This window comes from Bacillus sp. PPSBB_2 (assembly GCF_045291115.1).
GTDB classification, from domain to species: domain Bacteria; phylum Bacillota; class Bacilli; order Bacillales; family Bacillaceae_G; genus Bacillus_A; species Bacillus_A cereus.
Window position 1 is genome coordinate 3,878,774 of the sequence record NZ_CP147983.1, and the last position, 16,756, is coordinate 3,895,529.

Consider the following 16,756-nt stretch of genomic DNA (forward strand, 5'->3'; position numbering starts at 1 on the left):
AATATTACTTAATTTAAGAATATATGAAAACGGTTAAATCGTCAATAGTTTAAAATCATATTCAAACATTTTTTTCATCCCCCTAATTTTGTGTACACAAATGATTTACACAAAATTTCCAGACGTGCTATAGTCTCACTAACAGATGCAAAGGGGCGAAATTTCAGTGACAAAACGAAAAGATATTCATTTTCGAATTGAAGAGAAATTACTTGAAAGGTTTGAATCAGCACTCCATTACGAAGGTTTAAAGAAAACAGATGTATTAACACATGCAATCCAACAATTTTGCACAAAGGTGGAATGTGACAAAATGAATGATGTAAAACGTCAATATAACGTTAGCAACCATTTACAAACACGCATCGACACACATACACATTACGAAGAAAAACACGTAGATTTAGATAAGATCGTCATTGAACATTTACACCTTCAAGGGGATGAAAACATATTAGAGGTTGGGTGCGCTAGTGGAAAATTCCTTTCCCTTTTACAAACAAATGGTCATAAAGGCCCATTAACCGGGTTTGATCAATCCGAAGCTATGCTTGCTGAAGCTGCTAAAATAAATAACTTAATAGAATGGAAACGAGGGGACGCTAGTAAACTTCCTTTCGAAACAAATTGTTATGACCTAATAATTGCAAGACATATGTTATACCATGTGAAAGATGTTGAAAAAACAATTCAAGGCTTTTATAAAGTCATTCGTTCTGGCGGAACACTTTTAGCTACAACAAATTCTAAAGTTTCATTACCTCGTATAGTTGAAATGTGTAACAACATGCTTGACGCATTTGATCTACCGAAAACATCACCAGCAGTCTCTCCATTTTGTTTAGAAAATGGTAAAGAGATAGTAGCATCTGCTTTTCAAACGGTTGAAGAAACAGTTATTCATAATGCGCTCGTTTTTGATCATGCTACCCCAATAGTAAACTATATTTCCAGCATGTTTCCATCGTTAAATATACCCGATAATATGTATCTTCAAGCCGAGATGAAAGAATGGCTAACAGAAGAAATCAACAAGGAATTATCTCTCCATAACGGTATATGGCGCGATCCAAAAACGTTAGTAATTTATCGGTGTAAAAACGTGTAAAAGTTTCTCCATTACTACATTACCTTTACCACAATAAAAATCTGTATTATGTTTGTCTGCCACTCCAAAATAAGAGGCAATTGCTATTCCAAATGGTACAAATGCATGCCCTTGTGCTGTAATAATATTTGAGTGTTGCACAACTTCTTCATACACGAAATTTTCTACTGGAAAACAATCGAATTTTTGATAATCTATAGTCGCAGTATAAGAAATCTCTTTAAATAACCCTGCTTTTGCTAGCGCATACGGTCCAGCACAAATTGCCGCCACTAATTTTTCTTGTTCATGAAATTGACGAATGATTGAAAAAAGAGGTTTTGCATCTTCCAACTGTACTTCTTCTCCACCTGGAATAAGTATCCCCTCATACTCATCTACACGTACTTCACTTACTTCTATATGTGGCTGCACTTGCAACCCAGTTTCACTTATAACCAATTCATTCGTTAAGCCCGCTGTAATGATTTCATATTTATTTTTCAGCAATGCCGTCGCTACTGTTATTTCAAACTCTGCAAATGTTGAGTATACAAATAAAAGTATTTTTTTCATAGCCCTCTCTCCTTTAACCAGTCCATAAAATATACCTCTAAATCGTCCACTGTTAATCTATTCGTGTCCACATAAGTTACAGGAAATTGTTTATACCAGTCTTTTTCAGTTTCTACTAATTTAAATTGCTCCTCAAACGTACTTCTGTTTCTTGTTCTATCATTATTTTTTCTATCATATACATTCTTTTTCGTAACATCTAAGTAAAAAATCACATCCGAACGGCATTCTCTTAATTTATATAATTCATCTTTCAATTCAGTTTCTATATCCCACTCTTCTCCTATAATCGTTGGATAAAAGAGTGTAAAAAACTCAATGTCTTCTGGTCCGCGATCAAAAATTACGACTGAATCTTTCACATTTTGAAACTCCTTTATTTTTGCTTCCATAAACATTTTTTGATTCATAATAAACCCTACTTTTGAATTCATATCTAAATTCAATTTTTTTCGCTTCTCTACAATTGGATATGGATTTTCATATATAACTCGAAACCCTCTCTTTTCTAACCTTTTTGCTAATGTTGTTTTTCCGCTAGCCATCGGCCCTTGCAGTGAAATTACGTATGTCACACCTCTCATTCCCTTACACTTTAGTACACCTATAATATACAGAATCTTGAAAACTCTCAACATTATATATATCATCTTGTTTCTTATTCTTATCTAACTTATAATGAAAAATAGAGATTATGACGGACGCATCAATAATGTAAGCTTGGAAATCCAAGCTTACGTTATTTTTTGCTTTCCCTTTTCTAATAAAAAGAGTATACTAGATTAGAACGTATGTTCTTAATAATTACATACAGTAAGGAGATAGAACAATGGTATACGACACAAAAGCAATTTCTTGGAATGAATCTTTAAAACAACTTCAACGCCGCTATACAAACAAACAAGTTGACCGAAAAGAATTTGAGGATATTGAACTGATGGAATTCTTCCGCGATAACGACTACATTTCTTTACCTACACACATAAGCGGCCTATCAAAAACACGTTTTACTTCTTACTCTATTTTCACAACTGAAGATAAAGATCGTAAAGTTGGCACATTAATCATTGAATATGTAGAAGATGATAATAATAATTTACATGTGGAACAACTATACTTTGTTTAAATGATAACGCTTGGTCAAAATGACCAAGCGTTCTTGCTTTCTATGAATCTCACTGTATATAATATGAATAAAAGAAAACCGCTATCATTAAGGGGGGATATGCTTGCTCGAAGGATGGTTCAGTTGGTTCATTGTATTATGGACGGTTATTTTATTAGGGCTTATGTCTATCGGTGGATACTTTATGTTCAGAAAATTTTTAAAACGTTTACCAAAAGAAGACGGCATGTCCATTTTGGATTGGGAAGAACACTACATAAATAAAACGAGACATTTATGGGCTGACGAACAAAAACAATTGTTAGAAGAGCTTGTAAGTCCTGTTCCAGAACTATTTCGCGATGTTGCAAAATCAAAGATTGCTGGAAAAATCGGGGAACTTGCATTACAAGAAAATGCCTCTCAAATTACACAAGACTTACTTATTAAAGGATATATCATTGCCACACCAAAGCGTGATCATAAATTTTTAATTAAAAAACTACAAGAAAAAAAGATTGATTATTCTAACTATCGATCTTTACTCGCAAAGTAACTTCATATTATTTTCGATAAAAAAGACAGCGCCTTTGACGCTGTCTTTTTATTTGGTACATATACAGTTTTTAAGTTAGCTTCATATCTTTTTCATTATAAAAACCATCTTCTTTTTCCATTTCCTTCTGTAATTTCGTAAAGGAACGATACATTGCAATTCTCCATGACACAATCATCGCGAACGCAAGTAAAAAGAACATGCCACTAAGTTGTCCTAAATCAAGAGATTGGCTTAAGTATGTTTTAAATACAATCCGCACTACAAGTAATCCAATTAATATAAAAACAAAGGCTTTTGAACGCTTCAAATAAATCTCTTGTCCTCTAATTTCAAATTTAGATGTTTTAATAAGAAAAATAGAGAAAAACAAACCGACGCCAATTGCTTCTAACATTTCCGCTGGAGTTAATCGAAATTCAGGAAAAACATACATCAATGCTCCCGTGCTCATAAAAAATGGCGGAAGTATAATTTTTTTCAATGTTGCAGGTTTCTTAGCTGCTTTTAAACGAATAAACATCGCACCGACAGCCATACAAACAGCAACGATACTTGATAAAAGAACTATGTTCATATTTTCTCATCCTTTTTTGTGGCTATATGCAAAATATACTTTCATTATATGCTTTTCCGTTAGTATTTCCAACATTTTCGCAGAATAATACTAAAAACCGGTAAAACCACCAAATAAACTTGAGAAATATACGATAATTTTCGTCATCCAGTTAAAGTATAGGAAGACCCCCATAACAATCATAATATATCCTCCGACTTTCATGAAGGCCATACTATTTCTTTTAATCCAAGACATTTTCGTAATAAAGAATGACAGTACGAAAAACGGGATAGCAAATCCAAGTATGTAAGCAATCATGTAAATCATTGCTGATTCTGGGTTTGTTGCTGCTAATCCAATTACAGACACTAGAATTGGTCCGGTACATGGCGTCCACCCTGCTGCAAAGGCTAATCCAATTAGTACTGATCCAAAATAGCCACTTGGACGATTTTTAAATGTAAATTTACGGTCTTGCATTAAAAATTTCGGCTTAAACACCCCAACAATAATTAAGCCGAACACGATGATAAATATACCACCTAACTGTCTGATTAAATCTTTATAGTCAGTAAAGATTCCTCCAATAAAACTTGTACCAAATCCAATTGCAATAAATATAATTGAAAATCCAAGTAAGAAAAACGCTGTATGTATCATACTTCTTTTGCGAAGCATTGCATTTTCTTCTTTCAATTCAGAAACCGACATACCTGTTATGTACGATAAAAATGCCGGATAAAGCGGTAAGCAACATGGGGAAATAAATGATAAGAACCCGGCGCCAAACGCTAAAAAAATACTAATATCTTGCATCATTCCACTCCTCTCCCTAAATATTGTAACAAAAACACATAAAAATACTATGAACAATTCGTGAAATCACTTTTACAACGTGGCAATAAGAAAAACCGTACTTCCTCACAGTTTCTAATAAAACATTTTCATTTCCTTCTATTATATAGAAAAAACTCAAATGGATTATGAAACTCCTTTAATTGTCACTACCATAACAAAGGTAACATAGTTTCTCAAATAATTAGCACGTTACTAGTACGTCTATATACATATTGGTTTAAAAAATATTTTTTTCAAATGCTAGCTCTATACAATGCAAAGTTGATTTTATAATACTTCTACTATTAATAATTTCAAGATTATGCATAAATATCATACTTTTATTATTATTCTATAAAATGTCATACTTTTCTTTCATTTGACCCTTTATTTCTAATTTTGTATACTTCCCTCTAGTTATATATTTTCGATACGGAACAACTTCATATAGATGGGAGGAATTTTTCATGCTTCGTTATTCTCTTTTAGTTTTATTAGGAGCGTGTAGTTATGGAATTTTAGCTATTTTTGTTAAGCTTGCATATGCAGAAGGATTTTCACTTGGAGAGGTAATTGGCAGCCAATATTTGTTCGGTTGGATTATTTTGCTTGCTATTACACTTCTATTTTCTAGACATCGCGTTCCTTTAAAGCAAGCATTACTTTTATTCGTTGCAGGAACATCTGCAAGTTTTACCGGGATTTTTTATTATGCTTCATTAAAAACTGTACCAGCTTCTATTGCAATTATTCTTTTATTCCAATTCGTTTGGGTCGGAATTATCATTGAAGCAGTCGCAACAAAAACATTACCTTCAAGAGAAAAAGTTATTTCTGTTATTTTCTTACTTGTAGGGACATTTTTATCAAGTGGTTTACTTGAACAATCAGTAGGTGCTTTCGATACGACTGGGGTCATTTTAGGTTTATTATCTGCTGTTACATTCGCAACATACATTTTCGTAAGCGGAAAAGTTGCTGTTGAAGTACCTTCATTACCGCGCGGTGTTCTCTTAATGACTGGTGCTTTAACTTTAGTCATGATTGTATTCCCACCAACATTTATTTTTAATGGTGCCATTTCTCAAGGTCTTTGGAAATACGGTTTAGGATTAGGAACATTTAGTATCGTTATTCCATCTATTGCCTTTACAATCGGGATTCCAAAAATCGGTTCTGGCTTAGCGACTATTCTTGGTGCAGCGGAACTACCAGTTACAACAATTATGTCAGTATTCGTTTTAAAAGAGGCTGTACTATCTTCACAATGGTTCGGTGTATCACTTATATTAATTGGGATTGCAATCCCGCAAATTGCATACGCAATGCGTGGACGTTATCGTAAACATCATACGCATAAAAAAGTCGCAGCATAAAGTGAAACTTTAATTAGTTGAACCAATCGGGCTTTTATGGGATAAACGAGAGAGGATTTTCATTTGAGAATCCTCTCTTTTATTGTTGTATACTTATGATAAATATTTTGCTGAAGAAAGAAGGCATACTACATGGTATCTATTTCAAATCAACTAAAAGAAAAACTTATTTCCATCCGTCGACATTTACATGAGTATCCAGAACTATCATATGAAGAGTTCGAAACAACAAAAGCAATAAAAAATTGGTTAGAAGAAAAAAACATTACTATCATTGATTCCAATTTAGAAACAGGAATTATCGCTGAAGTGTCTGGTAATAAAAACGGACCAATTGTAGCAGTTCGTGCTGATATTGATGCCCTTCCTATTCAAGAAGAAACACATTTGTCCTATGCATCTAGAGTACGAGGGAAAATGCATGCTTGTGGACACGATTTTCATACAGCTGCCATTTTAGGTACTGCTTTCTTATTAAAAGAAAGAGAATCTTCCCTAAATGGAACGGTTCGCTTCATATTCCAACCAGCTGAAGAAAGTAGTAATGGCGCTTGCAAAGTTATTGATGCTGGACATTTACGTAATGTGCAAGCGATTTTCGGCATGCATAATAAACCTGATTTACCAGTAGGTACAATTGGCATTAAAGATGGTCCACTGATGGCTGGAGTTGATCGATTTGAAATTGAAATTCACGGAGTTGGTACACACGCGGCTGTACCAGATGCTGGCGTAGATCCTATTGTCGCATCCTCTCAAATTGTGATGGCACTGCAAACAATTGTAAGCCGAAATATAAGTTCATCTCATAATGCGGTTGTTAGTGTTACAAATATTCACGCAGGAAATACGTGGAACGTGATTCCTGAAAAAGCTACGTTAGAAGGAACGATTCGCACGTTCCAAGCTGAAACACGTGAAAAGATTCCAGCACTCATGGAGCGTATTATTAAAGGTGTATCTGATGCATTAGGTGTAAAAACGAAATTCCGTTTTTATTCAGGCCCTCCTGCTGTTCACAACGATAAAGCTCTTACAGACTTATCTATTCAAGTTGCCACAAAGATGAATCTTAATATCATCTCGCCTAGTCTATCAATGGCTGGAGAAGATTTCTCATTTTACCAACAGGAAATACCAGGTTCATTCGTCTTTATGGGAACGAGCGGTACACATGAATGGCATCATCCTGCTTTTACAATTAATGAAGAGGCACTGCCTATAAGTGCAGAATACTTTGCTTTACTAGCCGAAAGAGCACTTAAACAATTCTCATAAAAAAAGCCGTTCAAAGTGCATCTCAGCACCCTGAACGGCTTTTCTTATTAAGTTAAATCACGTTTTAAAAACACAGTATATGAAATACATAAAAATACGAACAAATAAAGTAGCAACATACATGATGCAAACGGGAATGTTACTCCATCAATAAAACTTCCGTTCTTTGAAATACTATATAAATCTGTGTTTGCTGGCAATAAATATTTCGCCCAGTTATATCTAGTGGCTGCTAATAACGCAATATTGCCTGATAAAGCAAGGAATAGTGAAATACCAATTGCACCTCCACTAGATCTCGTTAACACAGAAATCATAAATGCAAACGATGCGTACACAACCGTTGGTAACCACGATAAAACATAATATTTACTTGCTTCTACAAAAATGTTTTGTTTTATTATATTTCCATCTTGGAAAATAAACTCACTCCATGCAGGCTGTTGGAATTTATAAATAACAAGTCCACATAAAGCGGAGAAGATCATATTAAATATAAATAATAAAGCTGCAAATATAACGATTGCTAAAAATTTTGCTGTTAAAATTTTAAAGCGACTCGCTGGTCGTATCGTTAAAAATTTATATGTTCCCCAGCTATATTCATTCGCAAAAATTGTACTTGCATACACGAGGATAAATGGGAGCAAAATTGGAAATACGATAAAACCTGTATCTCTCATGAAAGAAAGTGGAGAACTGCTTGCCGGTGCTGTATCCGTATCTAAATGCTTCATCTTAAGCTGGTATTCTTTTACAAGCTCATCCCCTGATTTTTCTGCTAAAATAGCTTCTTTTTTCATGCCAAGCTTTTTCTCAATTTCTACAGTTCGTTCTGTATAATCTACTTTCCATCCTTTTGTTTCCGGTTCAAAATACTTTACCGTAACCCATCCTAATCCGATTATTAATACTGCAATAACTGCAAATGGAATAATCGTTCGCTTCCGCTTAAATATTTTATACAGTTCGTTATATACTAAATTAAACAATATCTTTTCCCCCTGTTAATTCTAAAAATTGCTCTTCTAACGTTTTTCTTTCTTCATATACACGATACACTTGAATATTTTTCTCAAGCAATGTACGAATAACATTTGGGATTTCTTCATCTTTTACATTAATAAGTAATTCATTATCTTTTACTAAAACATCATGCCCTAATATTTCTGCTGCTTTATTCGCATCATCTACACGTATACGGATCGTCTCCATCTCTTCGCTTTGGCTATGCTGAATATTTTGCGTAGCCACATATTCCCCGTGCTGAATAATGATAACTCTGTCACACATTAATTCAACTTCTGAAAGTAAGTGACTTGATACAAGTACAGCTTTTCCTTGTTCATGTGCAATTTTTTTTATGTACATTCTCATTTCATGTATTCCACTAGGGTCTAATCCATTTGTCGGTTCATCTAGTATCAACACGTCTGGATCGTGAATAAGTGCCTGAGCGATTCCTAAACGTTGTCTCATGCCGAGTGAATACGCTTTTACTTTGCGATCAATTACTTGTCCCATCCCTAACAATTTCACTACTTCATCGATACGTTCTTCGGTCACATTACCATTCATTCGTCCGAAATATGTTAAATTTTCATAGCCGCTCAAAAAAGGATAAAATTCAGGTGTCTCAATTACCGCTCCAATTTTCGCAGCTGTTTTTTCGAATTGCTGTTTCACAGATTGACCATCAATCCATACTTCACCTTCTGTCATACGGATCATACCAACCATCATTCTCATTAAAGTCGTTTTTCCAGCACCGTTTGGTCCGAGTAAACCGACAACCTCGCCTTTTTTCACTTCAAAACTAATATTTTGTACAAGTGTCTTTGATCCGATTCGCTTCGTTAACCGATCGACTTTTACAATTGATTGTTCATTTGTCATTCTATACAACCTTTCCTTCCCATTCTTTGTCAGGTCTTTTCACTGTAACATGATTATTTTTATGTGTAAAATGGAAAAAGGCATGATTTCTCATGCCTTTTTCTTGAAATGCAACGAATTTTTATCTTGTAAACTTTGAACAAATCGAAAACATTGCACCATCGATAATAGAAGGATAACAATCATAATTATACTCACTACTACTATTGCATATATTGTAATCGGTGCACTATTTATCCCTTGTATTCCTGCTATTCTTATAAAGATAATCGTAAATAATTTTAAAAATAACATCCCATTAACTAATCCAAAAACAAACGCTGCTCCATAAATGAATAATTGCTCCTGACATAATAAACATAGTACATCATTTCTCTTCCTATTCTCTGCTACATAAGATTTAACTTCTTCTTTCTTCACTTGCAGAAGAGAATAAGTCATTTTATATGTAATAAACGTACATATGAAAATGACTACGATAAACAACGTGTAAAAACACATTTGAAATAAAAGCGTAGTCCCTAATTCCCCAGCAACTACTTCATTAAATTGTAACGATATCATAAAAAACAAAATCATAGTACTCATAGCAATCCACATAAATTGCTTTATCCTTTTGGTAGCAAATGTTCTAATATTTTTTCTCGCTAACCGACATAAAGACATAAAATTCTTCCCCTACCTTATTACATACGCATTCTATACTACTAGTGTATAAAAATATGACATTTTAAACATCGCACTACAATCGGAATTTCTTCTAAGTCTTTAGTCCTAGAAAACGAAATGATAAAAAATCACATTTAGAATATAATTGTAAAAAGGAGGAGATTGCATGCGTATAAAATTACTATCAATCTTGTGTTTATTATTACTCCCAAGTTGTAGCCAAATAAAAAACAATGAAGTTGCCATTGTTGAGCCATACAAATTAACAAAAGAGCAAGCTTCTATTTTACAAATGACTCCTTTTCAAGAAGGAAATAGCATGTTTTATAACGTTACGCTTAAAAATGATAAAGATGAAATAAATGCTACAATTGATTATTATAACAATGGTAAAAAAACAAAAGAAATTGCTAATATAGCTACCTCACATTTTTCAAAAAAGAAAGTAAAGCTTTCTTTTTTACCACCACATTTCCAATTCAATAAAGATATACAAGAAAAAAGGCAGTGGTATATGAATATTGAAGGTGGTTCAACGCTTGTTCATGAAGAATCACCACCAAGCGTAAATAGCTCCGCAACTACTACAATCCAATCTATAAAAAATTTAAAATACAATCAAAAAACAATTTTAGCTGCTGTAATCCAAACAAGTAAAGAAACTGTAAGCGTCCCTACAATTGACGAAGACAAAGGTATTGATTTACTCTTAAAAGAAAATGAACACGTTTATCTATTTAGTATCGAGCTAAAAAAAGAACAATAAAGCGGAATTAACTCCATTTTCTGTTACTACTATTACTCATCTTCTACTTCTATTCTTTTCTTCTCTCTTGCAATTTTTAAAAACTCTAGTAGCTCTGGATTACTATTCATTTTTTTGTAAGCCACTGACATTTCTGCCACAAAATTAGAATCATATAATTCTTTATATACAACTTCTGTTTTATATAACTTATTTGCCGATACGGGTATTACTGTAATTCCAATCCCTGCTGCTACAAGCCCCATAACTGTTTGATACTCTGTTGCTTCTTGTACAATACGTGGACTAAATCCTACTTCTCTGCAAAGAGATAAAATTGTATCATACAAAGCTGGCCATACTGGTCTCGTAATAAATACAAACGGCTCATCTCGTAAATCTTCTATATGTATTTCATCTTTCTCTGCAAGTGGATGTGCCTTTGGTAAACATAAGGTGCAAGATAACCTTTGAATTGGCTCTAATTCTAATAATTGTGTTGGAATTGGTGGACGTAAAAAGCCAATATCAATACGGTTATCATGAAGTGCATGAACTTGATCTGGTGTTGACAATTCATGTAATGCAACAGACACTCTCGGAAATTTCTTTCTATATTCCCTAACAATTGATGGTAAAATATCATATATCGCCGCACCTACAAAACCAATTGAAAGTGATCCTACTTCTCCCCTTTGCGCACTTTGTGCAACTTCTACTGCTTTTTCAATTTGTTCAAACGCTTTTTTTACTTCTTTTAAAAACATTTCTCCTGCTTCTGTTAGTTCAACCTTTCTTTTCGTTCTTGAAAATAATGTAACTCCCATTTCTTTTTCTAATTGCTGTATTTGTTGACTAAGTGGTGGTTGTGTCATTTGTAAACGAGCAGCTGCCCGTCCAAAGTGTAACTCTTCTGCCACAACAACAAAATATTGCAAATGCCGTAATTCCATTTTTGGACACCCTTTTCACTTTCGATTAATATGTCTAATATATTAATAACATATAATTTATATATTAGACAAATATTTTGAATGAACGTATAGTAGAAATTGTTAATTCTTTTTTACAATTTTTATGTAAAAAAAGAAAGAGGTGGTTACTGTATGAAATGGTGGAAGTTAAGCGGACAAATTTTATTACTATTTTGTTTCGCTTGGACAGGTGAATGGATTGCAAAACAGGCACACCTCCCAGTTCCAGGAAGTATAATCGGTATTTTTTTATTATTAATTTCATTAAAATTTAACCTAGTTAAAAAAGAATGGATACAGGACGGAGCAGATTTTTTATTAAAAGAACTTATTTTATTTTTCATCCCTTCTGCAGTCGCTGTCATACGTTACAGAGATACACTAACACAATATGGAATCGATCTCATTTTAATTATTATGATTAGCACTCTTTGCGTTACCTTAGTTACAGGACTTTTAACAGAATTGCTACTAAAGCGGAAAGGATCAACGCAATGATCGGATTTCTTTGTTTACTATTAACACTATTCACATATTGGATATCAAAAAAAATGTATCAACGTTGGAATTGGAGTCTACTTTCTCCTCTTCTCGTCTGTCCCATTATTTTAATTGCTTTATTGCTCGGATTAGATACACCTTATGAAACATATGAATCTGGTGGTCACTGGTTAACTGAATTATTAAAGCCCGCAACAGTTGCTTTTGCATGGCCAATCTATAAATATTTTGATTTATTAAAGAAACATGGAATGGCTATCTTACTTAATGTCATTGTCGGTTCGTTTTTATCAGTCATTACTTCAGCACTACTAGCAAATTATTTTCAAATTGATTCATCACTAGAACATAGTTTAGCGCCACATATCGTAACAACACCAATCGCAATGGCTATTTCAGAAATGATTGGTGGCATGTCACAATTAACTGCTGTATTTGTCGTTTTAACTGCCTTAACAGGAGCATTGCTCGGTCCTTCTCTCATACGTATTTGCCGTATTAAAACAGCAATCGCAAAAGGTATTATGTTAGGAACGAGCGCAAATGGAACCGGTACATCAAAAGCATTCGAAATCGGTCCTGTGGAAGGAACAATCGCAAGTTTATCCATGCTTTTAACAGCAGGCGCTAGTTTAGTTATCGTTCCGCTTTTCTTGTCTTGGATACATTAAAGAAGCAAGTATTTACATACTTGCTTCTTTATCTATATATTGGCACAGCAATTCATAATCCTCTGGAAAAGCTAAACACAATTGTTCAACTTCATGTATCCCTTTCCAAGCAATTTCATGTATTAACTCATCAGGATCTTGGATTTTCATATTACCGCCTATTTGTTTAACAAAATAATAATGGACATACACTGGAACACCGTATGTAATACCCTCTTTTTCATATATTTTATTTACAACTTCCACATTGTAACCTGTTTCTTCCCAAACTTCCCTAATACAACATTCTTCTAGTGTCTCTCCCTTTTCAAGTCCTCCACTTGGGACAGACCACCTTTTTTCTTCTCCCTCTTTGCCCTGCAATACCATTAAAACTTCATTTTTTTCATTTACACATACCGCTGCACTACCTATCCATCTCTCCATAAACATCCCTCCCCTACTAAAATTCGCCTTCTTTATTATTTTCCCCTTAAAAAAAAAGGAAAATAATAAAACAATGACGAAAAGTTACATCAACTTCATAGACAATCCCTTCTTAGAAATTAAAACTGGAAGGATGAAAATATGATTTCTAATTATGTTGTGGAATGTGTCTTTTGTGAAGAAAATCGAAAACCTCGCCAAGCTATTGTCACAGTTCCCGCCACTACTCAGCTACTAGCCCTTGAAAAAGTGCGCGCGGAATGCAAACGTCGCTTCGGAAAAACTGTATTATTGCAAACAGAAATTAAAGAAGAAATAATTTTCGAACAAAAAGAAAGCTGACCATAAATTGGTCAGCTTTCATATCCGATCATATTTTCACATGAAGATTAGGGGCATCCTCTTTAAGGATCGGGATTTTCCCATTATGTACGTTCCATAATGGTCATCGAACAATATATTTCTATGCAATTAACTATTGAATAGAATAGGGCAAAACTTGTTCGCATTTTTAGAAAAGGGATAGGGATATAATTCAAGTAGTACTTCGAATACTCGAACTTTACACTCATAATATTAAAACAAATCCTTTTATATGGGAAATATGAATTACCTATATAATTCATTCGTAAAATATATTAATAGTTTGCTATATTAATTTTATCCCGCTATTTGTAAGCAGTAACCCCCTACTTATTATAATTTCACCTTATTCCATCAATAGCATACATCCAGCTAAAACTGGTGTCATAATCATCGAAAACCTCAAAAGCATTCGCGGTGCATAATTTGTAAACTTCGCGCCAATATATGCCCCTAACATGGTCCCAATTAATACTTGCAATAACAATATATAATCTAAATATCCTTCCGAACTATATCCTAGCCCGCCTCCAATTGCAATCGGTAATATAACAAGCATCGTTGTCCCTACAGATTGCTGAATCGTTAGTCTCAATAAAACCATTAATCCAAGCTGAATAAACGGTGCAGAACCAATCCCAAATGAACCAGCCATCATTCCAGTAACTAATCCAAGGCATATACATTTCAACAAGTAGTTCATGGAAAACTCTTTATGCTTATATAAAGATGACTGTTCTTTGTTTTGGAACATAATTAATTTAATAAACATAAAAATCGCCGATAAAAATAACATCCCAGCTGTAAACCAATGAAGAAGATGTGCTGGTATAAGTGAACCAAATTTAGAACCAATATAAGAGCCAATTGCGCCAAACCCCCCAACAATCCCGCCTATAATAAGTGCTACATTACCTTCACGGTAATGACTGACAACACCTGATAATGTCGTAAACGCCATTGCAGTTAAAGATGTTGCAAGAGCAACATGAATAGGAATATGAAATACTAAAGTGAGTATCGCGATAATAAACCCAGCTCCTCCAGTAACACAATTATCCATCATATTTATCCTTACATACAAATAAAAAGCATCCTAGATGGATGCTTTTTATTTCAATGATATGTACTTAATCTTGATTAATCAAAATAACCGCTGGACCAGCTACTACTACTCCAGCTACTTCTATTTTTTCAAATTCCTTTACTGTAATAGATATAACTCCTTCTCTTTCCATCAATTCTTTACTCAGGACATCAGTCGGGATTGCTTTCACCGTCTTACCTCCTTTTCATTTATACAATATGATAAAGTGAAACTTTCATCAGTGGGGTTTTTGTCCGTACTTATTGATTATTAACCCTCACCAATCGGGCGAATAATCGCCCAATGCATCTATATATATGCATCACCTCCGCTTTCATTCCTTATTCCACTCAAAAACCTTCTCCCCCTTCCTTGACATATTGAAAAATAAAAAAGAAGCTATAACATATAGCTTCCCTCCACGTTTCTTTAATCTTTATGCACCGTATATTCCATGACTTTACCATCTCTATCAAATTGTAAAATAAGCTGTTCGCTATCTATTGGAATAAAGCCACGTTCAGTCCCAAGATAATACAAAGTGATAACTCCTTCTTCCCCACTTCCCGTTTCCGTTGGGGCTCCTAACAATTGTGTAATTTCTTCATTTGATTTCCCTATTAATTTATATTTTTGTAATAGATCATCTACCATATGTACCCGCTTATCTGCATGATTTAACCATCTATTTTGATTAAACTTTGATGTATATTCATTTACACTTAGTTGTACAGTGCACACTATTAATGGTATGAGTGCTACTATTCCCCCCCCCCAACATTTGCTTCTTTTCTTCATTACGATTTTTAGAAACATATAAAATAGCCCTTTGAATCATGACTAATAAAACAAATGGTATGAATACTACAAAAATGCTCCTTACACTTAAGGGTATATGGACCATATCAATGACGAATATAAATACAATGTACATTACTATATATAAACAAAAAGAGACATACAAAATGCCACGTAGCATAGCGTTCAGAAAGATCTCCCCTTTTAACTCACTATATAATTCATCCGGCTAATCATTTCTTGAATCTGTTCTAATTCTTGCACTGTATATACTACTTCCCCTGCTAATATTTCATTTCTAAAGAACGTTACAATTTGCTCCCGATCTTTTAATCTAGGTGTTTCCTCACTAGAAAGGTCTACTATTTCTTTTCCATTTTTATTATAAAAATATACAACTGGTTTTACTTTTTCTTTTATACTATTAGCCTGCATTTCTTTCAAACCACTGTATAAAATTTGAGATAGTTTCTTCGCCCTATATACTGGATTCCCTTCATTTTTCACTTGTATAGTTGACGAATCTTTACCTACTATATATTCAAATGTCTCTTCTTTTTCAACTTCTTGTTGATACTTACCCATTTCATCAATCATAAATGAATATATACCAGCATTTTCTTTCGTTAAACCATGAATTAATTTCTCTTCCCATTCTTTCGTCTCAAGTAGATAAATACCAGTTTTGCACAAGATGAGATGATGGATTCGATTATCGTTTATTTCACTATTATTTTTAATAAAAACATTCGGCATGATTTGAATTTCAGCATCTAATATGGTGCCTTGCTCTATGAATCCTCGTTTCATATAATGTAATGTTTCGTACGTATTCATTTCAGCGCCGTTTTTAGTATATTCTCGTAGATTTGCAATTAGTTTTTGAAACATATGTATTTCGTTATTATGTTTATTTTGCATTTCACTACGTTCTTTACTATGCTGCACAGCTAATTGATTTTTCATCATACGCATATTTTCAATTTCTCTATTTGCACTTACTTGTAAATCATTGTATTTTTTCTGTTCCATATTTTTTAAATTATTTTGTTGTTCTTTATGCTCTATCACCGTAGCTGCAATTTCATTTTTATACGTTTCAATTGCTTGTTTCTTTTCAAATTCTACTTGCTGACTCTCTGATTCTAACTGTTTATTTTTATAAAACAGCACAAATACTACAGCTAATAATATTAAAACCGCACCTATTAGCACATAATTCATATTTTTACCCCTTTATTTCATTTTCGAT

General features: G+C 33.6%; 22 protein-coding genes and 1 pseudogene. 9 read left to right on the top strand and 14 right to left on the bottom strand.

What is annotated here, in order from left to right; all coding sequences use genetic code 11:
* Positions 1–166: 166 nt before the first annotated feature.
* Positions 167–1,108, top strand: coding sequence for a class I SAM-dependent methyltransferase (locus tag V6946_RS19305; RefSeq protein WP_006927384.1), 942 nt, complete (start codon positions 167–169; stop codon positions 1,106–1,108).
* Here V6946_RS19305 and V6946_RS19310 read toward each other — a convergent pair.
* Both V6946_RS19310 and V6946_RS19315 read right to left on the bottom strand, forming a co-directional pair.
* The gene (locus tag V6946_RS19310; RefSeq protein WP_006927387.1) at positions 1,079–1,663 is read right to left on the bottom strand and encodes a DJ-1/PfpI family protein; all 585 of its coding nucleotides are present in this window, start codon (positions 1,661–1,663) and stop codon (positions 1,079–1,081) included. The two genes, V6946_RS19305 and V6946_RS19310, sit on opposite strands and share 30 nt — an antisense overlap.
* Positions 1,660–2,247, bottom strand: coding sequence for an AAA family ATPase (locus tag V6946_RS19315; protein WP_002024590.1), 588 nt, complete (start codon positions 2,245–2,247; stop codon positions 1,660–1,662). Before V6946_RS19315 ends, V6946_RS19310 begins: the two co-directional genes overlap by 4 nt.
* A gap of 245 nt (positions 2,248–2,492) precedes the next feature.
* Between V6946_RS19315 and V6946_RS19320 the strand changes: the two genes are divergently transcribed.
* Positions 2,493–2,789 carry a hypothetical protein gene (locus tag V6946_RS19320; RefSeq protein ID WP_000262401.1) on the top strand — a complete coding sequence of 99 codons (297 nt, stop codon included), beginning with the start codon at positions 2,493–2,495 and terminating at the stop codon, positions 2,787–2,789.
* Between the two features lie 103 nt (positions 2,790–2,892).
* On the top strand, positions 2,893–3,324 hold the full coding sequence (locus V6946_RS19325; RefSeq protein WP_000889377.1) for a DUF2621 domain-containing protein: 432 nt from the start codon (positions 2,893–2,895) through the stop codon (positions 3,322–3,324).
* A gap of 70 nt (positions 3,325–3,394) precedes the next feature.
* On the opposite strand, the gene V6946_RS19330 is transcribed toward V6946_RS19325, so the two are convergent.
* The 3 genes from V6946_RS19330 to V6946_RS19340 form a co-directional block, all read right to left on the bottom strand.
* The gene (locus tag V6946_RS19330) at positions 3,395–3,901 is read right to left on the bottom strand and encodes a CcdC family protein (protein ID WP_001028439.1); all 507 of its coding nucleotides are present in this window, start codon (positions 3,899–3,901) and stop codon (positions 3,395–3,397) included.
* Between the two features lie 90 nt (positions 3,902–3,991).
* On the bottom strand, positions 3,992–4,699 hold the full coding sequence (ccdA, locus tag V6946_RS19335; RefSeq protein WP_001152676.1) for a cytochrome c-type biogenesis protein CcdA: 708 nt from the start codon (positions 4,697–4,699) through the stop codon (positions 3,992–3,994).
* Between the two features lie 16 nt (positions 4,700–4,715).
* Positions 4,716–4,865 carry a peptidase T gene (locus V6946_RS19340; protein ID WP_071732505.1) on the bottom strand — a complete coding sequence of 50 codons (150 nt, stop codon included), beginning with the start codon at positions 4,863–4,865 and terminating at the stop codon, positions 4,716–4,718.
* 322 nt (positions 4,866–5,187) lie between these two features.
* Between V6946_RS19340 and V6946_RS19345 the strand changes: the two genes are divergently transcribed.
* Together V6946_RS19345 and V6946_RS19350 are read left to right on the top strand one after the other, a co-directional pair.
* Complete coding sequence (locus tag V6946_RS19345; protein ID WP_000947046.1) at positions 5,188–6,096, top strand: DMT family transporter; 909 nt, start codon at positions 5,188–5,190, stop codon at positions 6,094–6,096.
* A gap of 132 nt (positions 6,097–6,228) precedes the next feature.
* Complete coding sequence (locus V6946_RS19350; protein WP_006927411.1) at positions 6,229–7,374, top strand: M20 peptidase aminoacylase family protein; 1,146 nt, start codon at positions 6,229–6,231, stop codon at positions 7,372–7,374.
* A 47-nt stretch (positions 7,375–7,421) separates the two neighbouring features.
* On the opposite strand, the gene V6946_RS19355 is transcribed toward V6946_RS19350, so the two are convergent.
* From V6946_RS19355 to V6946_RS19365, 3 genes are all read right to left on the bottom strand, one after another.
* The gene (locus V6946_RS19355; protein ID WP_000482759.1) at positions 7,422–8,366 is read right to left on the bottom strand and encodes an ABC transporter permease; all 945 of its coding nucleotides are present in this window, start codon (positions 8,364–8,366) and stop codon (positions 7,422–7,424) included.
* Positions 8,359–9,270: an ABC transporter ATP-binding protein gene (locus V6946_RS19360; RefSeq protein WP_000180622.1), complete on the bottom strand. Its 912-nt coding sequence runs from the start codon at positions 9,268–9,270 to the stop codon at positions 8,359–8,361. Before V6946_RS19360 ends, V6946_RS19355 begins: the two co-directional genes overlap by 8 nt.
* 90 nt (positions 9,271–9,360) lie before the next feature.
* Positions 9,361–9,936, bottom strand: a complete 576-nt coding sequence (locus tag V6946_RS19365; RefSeq protein ID WP_006927412.1) for an FtsX-like permease family protein — start codon at positions 9,934–9,936, stop codon at positions 9,361–9,363.
* 169 nt (positions 9,937–10,105) lie between these two features.
* Between V6946_RS19365 and V6946_RS19370 the strand changes: the two genes are divergently transcribed.
* The gene (locus tag V6946_RS19370; RefSeq protein ID WP_006927417.1) at positions 10,106–10,705 is read left to right on the top strand and encodes a hypothetical protein; all 600 of its coding nucleotides are present in this window, start codon (positions 10,106–10,108) and stop codon (positions 10,703–10,705) included.
* Positions 10,706–10,737: 32 nt separating this feature from the next.
* On the opposite strand, the gene alsR is transcribed toward V6946_RS19370, so the two are convergent.
* Complete coding sequence (gene alsR, locus V6946_RS19375) at positions 10,738–11,637, bottom strand: acetoin biosynthesis transcriptional regulator AlsR (RefSeq protein WP_000423234.1); 900 nt, start codon at positions 11,635–11,637, stop codon at positions 10,738–10,740.
* Positions 11,638–11,790: 153 nt separating this feature from the next.
* Here alsR and V6946_RS19380 point away from each other — a divergent pair, with 153 nt between their 5' ends.
* Both V6946_RS19380 and V6946_RS19385 read left to right on the top strand, forming a co-directional pair.
* Entirely contained in the window at positions 11,791–12,156 is a 366-nt protein-coding gene (locus V6946_RS19380) for a CidA/LrgA family holin-like protein (protein ID WP_000872365.1), read from the top strand.
* Positions 12,153–12,830, top strand: coding sequence for an LrgB family protein (locus V6946_RS19385; RefSeq protein WP_000578954.1), 678 nt, complete (start codon positions 12,153–12,155; stop codon positions 12,828–12,830). Before V6946_RS19380 ends, V6946_RS19385 begins: the two co-directional genes overlap by 4 nt.
* A gap of 12 nt (positions 12,831–12,842) precedes the next feature.
* On the opposite strand, the gene V6946_RS19390 is transcribed toward V6946_RS19385, so the two are convergent.
* Positions 12,843–13,256, bottom strand: a complete 414-nt coding sequence (locus V6946_RS19390; RefSeq protein WP_000442975.1) for an NUDIX hydrolase — start codon at positions 13,254–13,256, stop codon at positions 12,843–12,845.
* Between the two features lie 141 nt (positions 13,257–13,397).
* Between V6946_RS19390 and V6946_RS19395 the strand changes: the two genes are divergently transcribed.
* Positions 13,398–13,598: a DUF3903 domain-containing protein gene (locus V6946_RS19395; protein WP_000625226.1), complete on the top strand. Its 201-nt coding sequence runs from the start codon at positions 13,398–13,400 to the stop codon at positions 13,596–13,598.
* 367 nt (positions 13,599–13,965) lie between these two features.
* Here the strand turns inward: V6946_RS19395 and V6946_RS19400 are convergent, their stop codons facing one another.
* The 4 genes and pseudogenes from V6946_RS19400 to V6946_RS19415 form a co-directional block, all read right to left on the bottom strand.
* Positions 13,966–14,682: a sulfite exporter TauE/SafE family protein gene (locus V6946_RS19400; RefSeq protein ID WP_006927426.1), complete on the bottom strand. Its 717-nt coding sequence runs from the start codon at positions 14,680–14,682 to the stop codon at positions 13,966–13,968.
* Positions 14,683–14,749: 67 nt separating this feature from the next.
* Positions 14,750–14,896 carry a BC1881 family protein gene (locus V6946_RS19405; RefSeq protein WP_000644411.1) on the bottom strand — a complete coding sequence of 49 codons (147 nt, stop codon included), beginning with the start codon at positions 14,894–14,896 and terminating at the stop codon, positions 14,750–14,752.
* A 239-nt stretch (positions 14,897–15,135) separates the two neighbouring features.
* Positions 15,136–15,685, bottom strand: a pseudogene (locus V6946_RS19410) (hypothetical protein).
* Between the two features lie 23 nt (positions 15,686–15,708).
* Complete coding sequence (locus tag V6946_RS19415; RefSeq protein ID WP_001110280.1) at positions 15,709–16,728, bottom strand: NERD domain-containing protein; 1,020 nt, start codon at positions 16,726–16,728, stop codon at positions 15,709–15,711.
* Positions 16,729–16,756: the final 28 nt, after the last annotated feature.